We start from the raw sequence: 7,221 nt of genomic DNA, 5'->3' as shown, positions 1-7,221 counted from the left end.
GGTCTTCTCCGCGACGACCTCCTGCAACGCCTGGCGCAGCGTATCGGCGGTCACCTGACCGTTGGCCTCGGCCACCTGCGGGTGCGATCCGTTGCCGTTGCCGTTCACTGGGACCGCCGGAGCAACCTGGACCTCCGGAACAATTGGAGCCGCAACAGGTTCCACGGGCGCGACCGGTTGACGCTGCGCCACCACCGGAGCGGTGGTCAGCGGCCGGCGCTGCGGCGCGGACTCGATGGCCGGCTGCCGCGCCGACTCCACCCGGCGCGGGGCCGGGGCCGCCGCCCGCTGTGCCGGCGCGAAACCGCTTTCCAGCTCGGCCAATTGGGCGAGCACATCGCTGGCCCGCGAGTGGCTCTCGCTGATCGCGACGCCGTGGTCCTTGACCGCCTCGATCGCCCGCACCATCGCGTCGTCCAGCGAACCGTTGCCGAGCACGCCGGCCAGTCCGCGGGCCATATCCAGCTGCCCGTCGAGGAATTGGCGGTGCGTCTGTAGATGCTGAACCAGCGCGCTGTCCAGCGCGTCCGCTCCGGGGTCGTAGGAATCAGCGGGTTGATACACGGTGGTCTCCGTTGCTTCGGTGAAAGATGGGGCCACGACCGGTGTTTCGGGCAGGCGATCGACCACGGTGTCGACCGGAGAAGAGGCGGCGGCCGGTACCGCCAGGCTCACCCGGTAGCCGTCGTCGAGCACGGCGGCATACGCCGCCCGACGACTCTCGGGCACGTATTCGGGCGCGGACATCGTCACGGTCATCGGACGACTCGGCGTGTGCCGCACCGCCTCCGGGGCGGCGTGCCGGTTGATCTCGTGCAGGCCGAAGCCGAGCACGGCCAGCCGGACCGCGGCCCGCGCCAGGGTGAGGTCGCTGTTGCCGATCGGTCCCGAGTCGGTGGCGATGGCGACCACATCGTCGCCGAGGGTGCGCCGCACCAGCGAGGTGAGCACCTGCTTCGGGCCGAACTCCACGAAGACCGTGCAGCCCGCCTCCCGCATCGCCGTCAAGGCCGACGCGAATTCGACCGGCTTGCTGAGCTGTTCGGTGATCAGGTCCCGATTCGCCGCGACATCACTGCCGTACTGCGCGTCGGGGGTGTTGGCATAGACCGGCGCGTCCGGAACCCCGATCGACACCGCGGCAGTGGCTTTCGCGAACTCGGCCACCGCGTGCCCGACATAGGGCGTGTGGAACGCGCCGGACACCGGCAGCTCCCGGGTGCGCACGTCGCGCTCCGCGCTGCGCGCCACCACCGCGGCGACGCCCTCGACGCCACCGCCGATGACCACCTGGTCGGGCGCGTTGTGGTTGCAGATCCACAGATCGTCGATGCCGTCGAGCAGCTCCTCGGCGACCTCCCGGGTAGCGCCGAGCGACACCATGGTGCCCGCCTCGACACCCGGCTCCGGCGTCATCGCCACGCCGCGCGCCCGGGCCAGCTCGAAGAACTCCTCGGTGCCGATGGCGCCCGAGGCCCACAGCGCGGTCAGTTCGCCGAAGCTGTGCCCGAGGTAACCGTCGGCCCGGAACCCGTACCCGGTCAGCACCTGGAACTGCCCTGCCGCCAGCGCACCGATCGCGGGCTGCGCGAATTCGGTACGGCGCAAGGCGGTTTCCTGCTCCTGCGCGGTCTCGTCGTCGAACGCGGGCGGTGGGAAGACCACCGACGAAACCCGCACCGGCGCACCGGTGAACGCGACGTTGGCCGCGTCGAAGGCCGCGCCGACCGCCGGATTGTTCAGTGCCGCATCCAGTCCCATGTCGACGTACTGGCTGCCCTGCCCGGCGAACAACGCGCCGACCTTGCGGTCGGGCAGCGCGGCGGCGCGGAAGTACACGCCCTCCGGGTGATCCCAGGCCGCGGCGTCCGGCCGGCGGACCAGCTCGTCGACCGCGAGACCGCGCAGATGCTCGGCGTTCTCGTCGTCCACCGAGACGAACCCGATGCGCGCGTGGCCTTCCGGAATGTCGCCGCCGTCGATCGCGTCGACGCTGCGCACCGCGTCCACCAGACCGGCGACGTCGGGCGCGTGCCACAGGTGCGCGCGGGCGGTCCGGTGCAGCACCGGCTCGTCGCGGGTCGAGTCGGCCTCTTCCAGCACGACGTGAAAGTTGGTGCCGCCGAACCCGAAGGCCGACGCCGCGGCCCGGCGCACGGGGCGCTGCGGGTCGCGAATCCACGGGCGGGTGCGGGTGTTCACGTAGTACGGCGCGTCGGCCGGGGCGATCTCCGCGTTGGGCGCGGACACATTGATGGTGCCGGGCAACACCTTCTGGTGCAGTGCGAACGCCAGCTTCATCAGGCTCGCCGTGCCCGCCGCGCCTTTGGTGTGCCCGATCTGCGACTTCACGCTGCCGAGCGCCGCGAACCGGGGCTCCGAGGTCGCGTCGGCGAGCAGCCCTTTCAGCGCGGTCAGCTCGGTCTTGTCGCCCACCGGCGTGCCGGTGGCGTGCGCCTCGATCAGCGCGACATCGGCGGGCGAGCACTCGGCGTCGGCATAGGCCCGATCGAGCGCGACCCGCTGGCCGCCGGCCCGCGGCGCGTAGATGCTCTTGGCCCGGCCGTCACTCGACGAGCCGAGGCCGCGGATCACCGCGTAGATCCGATTGCCGTCGCGCCGTGCGTCTTCCAGCCGGCGCAGCGCCAGCATGGTGATGCCCTCGCCGAGCAGGGTGCCGTTGGCGTCCGAGGAGAACGGGCTGATCTGCCCGCTCGACGACAACGCCCCGACCTTGCTGAAACACATGTAGATGAAGATGGTGTTCTCGGTGTCCACGCCGCCGGTGATCATCATGTCGGCGCGGCCGTCCTGCAATTCGGCGATCGCGGTCCGCAGGGCGGCCAGCGAGGCCGCGCAGGCGGCGTCGACGGTGCAGTTGATGCCGCCCAGGCCCAACCGGTTCGCGACCCGGCCCGCGGTGATGTTGGCCAGCAGGCCGGGGAACGAATTCGCCTCCCACGGCGCGAACGCGGCGACGAACTTGTCCGCGATCGCGTCCGCGTCGGTGTCGGAGAGCCCGACCGAGCGCGCCGCCTCCTTCAGCACCGGCGTGGAGAGCCGGGCGGCCAGCGGATGCATCAGCGGCACCGGTCCGGTGGTGCCGAGCACCACGCCGGTGCGGCCCGGGTCGTACCAGGTGGAATCCACCGCACCCGTATCGATGAGCAGGTCCCTGGCCACGCCGAGGCTCAGCGTCTGCATCGTGCTGGTGACCTCGAGCTGGTTCGGCGGCAGGCCGAACTCCAGCGGATCGAACTCGATGTCGGGCAGGAAGGCGCCGCGACGCGAGTACGTCTTGTCCGGGGCGTCCTGATCGGCATCGAAGTAGTCGTCGAGGCTCCATCGGGAGGTGGGCACCTCGGTGGTGCAGTCCACGCCGTCGACGATGTTCTGCCAGTACTCACGATGGTTGTGCGCGTTGGGCAGCAGCCCGGACATCCCGACGATGGCGATCGGGTTGCGCGCCAGGCGTCTGTCGTCTGTCACGAAAGTTCCTCTCGAACCGGATGGAAAGATCAGGCGGCGACGGTGGTCGCGGTACGCGACGCGATGAGCTCGGCCGCGCCCGCGGCAAACATGTGGTGCCCGAGCGAGCTCGGGTGCAGGCCGTCTTCGGTCCACACCTCGGGCAGCGCCCACTCGGGTTCGGTCGCGATATCGAGCAGCAGCGTGCCGGTGTCGGCGGTGACCTCGGCGAGCACCAGGTTGGCGAAATCGAACCGCTCCCGCAGCAGTGCGCGGAAACTGTCCGGAACCGACAGGCGGGCCGGGATATCGGGATAGCTCGCGGTGAATACCGTTGCGCCACTGGATCGCAACGTGCCGAAGATGGTCGCGAGATTGCGTTCGAAGCGCGCCGCATCGAAGTCGCTGACCAGATCGTTCACCCCGACCACGACCCCGAACAGCGCCGCCCGGGCCGAAACCGCCCGGCGCAGTTGCTGTTCCACCACCACGGCGGTGGTCGCGCCGTGCACGCCGAAGTTGCGCACCGCCGCGGGCCGCAGCCCCAGCTGGCCACCGAGTCGCGGCACCCAGCCGCGGTAGCCGCCCCCGGCCGCGGCGTCGCCGCGGCCCTCGACAAAGCTGTCCCCCAACGCCGTCAGGCCGGGGATACTCATGCGGAGATCCCGTCCTTGCTGACATGCCGTGCGGCGGCCGGGAAGTCGACCTTCTCGTACAGGTCGGCCAGCTCCTGCTCGCCGAAGTACTTCTCCGGGGAGTAGATTCCGGCGATCAGGCCGAAGAAGCCCTTGGTGTACTCGGCGTCGTAGCTGGTGGCGCGGAACACCGAGTCGTAGTACGGCGACAGCGACAGGCCCGAAATGCTTTCGGTCAGTTCGTAAGTGCTCGCGCTCTGCAGGTCGCGCTCGCGCTCGTACTCGGCCAGCGCCTCGGCCATCGGGCGGGCGCCGGACAGGCCCTCGTGCACCAGGTCCGAGAGCAGCTGCGCGTACTTGAACGCGTCGGTGATGCCCCAGCCGGTGAACGGATCCTTGTGGTAGCCGGCGTCGCCGACCAGCGCCCAGCCGGGACCGAACGAGCGGCGGCGGTAGTTGTCCGGGTACAGCATCGGCCGGAACTGCTCGACCCGCTTGCCCGAATCCTTCAGGCTCACACCGAGTTCCGGGTCGATCTGAGAAACGATCTCCTGCACGCCGGCATCGGGATCGGTGCGGAAGTCGCGGAACCGGTCCCGCTTGCGCATCACCGCGACCAGGGCCAGGCCGTCGTTGGTCGGCCAGGACGCGAACTGCTGCTCGCCGAAACCGGTGCGGTGCTGCATGCCCCAGTCCAGGCCGTCGTAGTAGGAGTAGTAGATGAAGCAGGCCGCCGGGGACCCCTCGTAGACCTCGGCGCCGACCGCCTTGGCGACCGTCGAGTTCGAGCCGTCGGCCCCGATCACCAGCTTGGCCCGGAACTCCTGCTCGGCGCCCTCGCCGACCTGGCCGCGGATGCCGGCCACCGTGTCGCCGTCGAAAATCAGCTCGTTGACGGTGAATCCGTGGATCACCTCGACGCCCGCGTTGCCCGCGGCGTCGACCAGGATCTTGTCCAGCACGGTGCGGCGCGGGCAGTAGACGGCGTCGATGCCGTCGGCCGACACGTCGGCGAAGCCCTTGATCACGATGTCGGTGTAGGAGAAGTTCAGGTGCCGGATCGCCGGGGTGCCCGCGGCGACGACCTGGTCCAGCAGACCCCACTGCTGCAGCAGGCCGAGGCCGGCCTGGTGGATGTAGTGGGTCGAGGGGGTGTCACTGGGGAAGGTGGCGCGGTCCACCGCGAGGACCCGGTAGCCCTTCCTGGCGAGCAGCATGGCCAGCGGAGAACCCGCGACCCGAGTTCCGACAACGATGACGTCGTACATGTTCGCATCACTTTCCGGTAGTCGAATACTGAAATTGAGTCTGTGGCCCGCCGGAGGCGATAACCACCGGGGAAGCCGTAATTCATCGGGCGATCGGTGTCGCCTATACAGCGGGTTGCCGCGGCTGATACAAGACGTCGATATCCGCGACATATGCGGCGGCGATCGCGGCCCGGCGCAATTTCCGTGACGAAGTCAACAATCCGTCCTCGACGGTGAAATCACCGTCTACGATCCGGAAAGCCCGAATCGACTCGGGCCGGGAGACCAGTGAATTCGCGTCGTCGACCGCGGATTGGATGCTGGCGGACAGATCGCCGTCGGGGGTCTGCTCGCGCCAGCGCAGCAGCTGAATCGGATCCAGGGTGATCAGCGCGGTGACGAAGTCGCGGCCGTCGCCGATGACCATGCAGTTGCTCACCAGCGGATGCAGTCGCACCCGGTCTTCCAGCGGCGCCGGCGCGACATTCTTGCCGCCGGAGGTCACCAGGATTTCCTTCTTGCGGCCGGTGATGCGCAGGTATCCGTCGGCGTCGAGTTCGCCGATATCGCCGGTGCGCAACCAGCCTTCGTGGTCCACCACGGCCTGATCCGCGGCGGCACCCCAGTAGCCGGGCGAGACGTGCGGGCCGCCGACCAGCACTTCACCGTCGGACTCGGCGATCGCCACCGACGTCCCCGGGATCGGGCGGCCGACCGTGCCGACCCGGTTGGTCTCCGGCGCGCTCACGGTCACCGCGGTCGCCGCCTCGGTCAGCCCGTAGCAGTTCAGCAGGACCACACCGAAGCCCGCGTAGAAGCCCGAGGTCGAATCGTCAAGGGACGCACCGCCGGAGATGACGTAGCGCAGCCGGCCGCCGAGCGCCGCGGCCACCGGATGATCCGAGAGTTCCGGCGTCGCTTGCGCATTCAGCAGTTCCAGCCCGCGCGCGACCGCCGCCTGCTCCTCGGTGCCGGACAGCAGCGTGCGGCAATACTTGCGAATCTTCTCCAGCCCGAACGGGATCAGCGCCAGGAAGGTCGGGCGCAGCGTCGGCAGCACCGGCACCAGATCGGGGATGCCGGGCAGCAGATGCGTGCGGCTGCCGCCGGCCAGGCAGGCGAACAGGATGGTCTGGCCGAACACGTGCGAGAGCGGCAGCGCGAGCACGGTCGTCCCGTCGAACATCGCGCCGGTCTGGCGCACCGTGTTGGCCGCGGAGACGAACATGTTGCGATGAGTGATCAAGCAGCCCTTGGATACTCCGGTGGTGCCGCTGGTGTAGACGATCATGGCCAGATCGTCGGCGCGCACCGCCGCGACGCGCTCGGCGAGGCCCGGGTCGACCTCGCCGCTCGCCCAGGTGGCGAGCTGCGCGAACGTCCACACCTGCTCGGCGCCGGCCGCCTTCAGCCGCACCGCGTCCGTCTCGTCCTCGGCGGCGAAATACGCACTGCCGCTGTCGGACAGGATGTGCTCGATCTGCGCCGCCGAGGAGGTCGGGTACACCGGCACCACCACGGCGCCCAGCGCGAGCAAGGCGCAATCCAGCAGCGCCCACTCCAGGCTGGTGCGGCCGAGGATCGCGACCCGATCCCCCGCCGCCACCCCGCGCGCCGCCAGTTCGGTGGCCAGCGCGCGGGCCTGCCGATCGACGTCGGCACAGGTGAGTTGCGTTCCGTCCGCGCCGCACAGCGAAAGCCGTTGCGGGTGTTCGGCGGCCGCTCCGGAAATCACCGAGTACAAACTCGCGTCGTCCGGAAGGTCGATTCCATTCTCGGTGCTGGACACCGCGGTGACAGACACTTTGTTCACAGTGTCGAATTGTGGTCGCCCGTCCCGAATTACAGGCCGGTCGATATCGCGGTTC

At 69.5% G+C, this 7,221-nt stretch carries 4 protein-coding genes; all 4 read right to left on the bottom strand.

Annotation, left to right across the window (positions count from 1 at the left end; translation table 11 throughout):
* On the bottom strand, positions 1–3,489 hold a 3,489-nt coding region (locus F3087_RS42240; RefSeq protein WP_150407813.1), incomplete at its 3' end, for a type I polyketide synthase.
* A gap of 29 nt (positions 3,490–3,518) precedes the next feature.
* Positions 3,519–4,124: an SGNH/GDSL hydrolase family protein gene (locus F3087_RS42235; protein WP_150407812.1), complete on the bottom strand. Its 606-nt coding sequence runs from the start codon at positions 4,122–4,124 to the stop codon at positions 3,519–3,521.
* A complete protein-coding gene (locus F3087_RS42230) occupies positions 4,121–5,371 on the bottom strand; it encodes an NAD(P)/FAD-dependent oxidoreductase (RefSeq protein WP_150407811.1) in 1,251 nt (416 codons plus the stop codon). Before F3087_RS42230 ends, F3087_RS42235 begins: the two co-directional genes overlap by 4 nt.
* 103 nt (positions 5,372–5,474) lie before the next feature.
* A complete protein-coding gene (locus tag F3087_RS42225; RefSeq protein WP_150407810.1) occupies positions 5,475–7,166 on the bottom strand; it encodes an AMP-dependent synthetase/ligase in 1,692 nt (563 codons plus the stop codon).
* Positions 7,167–7,221 lie beyond the last annotated feature (55 nt).

This window comes from Nocardia colli, assembly GCF_008704205.1.
Taxonomy (GTDB): domain Bacteria; phylum Actinomycetota; class Actinomycetes; order Mycobacteriales; family Mycobacteriaceae; genus Nocardia; species Nocardia colli.
The sequence above is the reverse complement of the archived record's forward strand: the minus strand, read 5'-3'. Positions and strand labels throughout refer to the sequence as shown.

Bases quoted from the DNA above. Each gene is read 5' to 3' on its own strand.
- F3087_RS42235 (WP_150407812.1), bottom strand. From the start codon at position 4,124: ATGAGTATCCCCGGCCTGACGGCGTTGGGGGACAGCTTTGTCGAGGGC.
- F3087_RS42230 (WP_150407811.1), bottom strand. From the start codon at position 5,371: ATGTACGACGTCATCGTTGTCGGAACTCGGGTCGCGGGTTCTCCGCTG.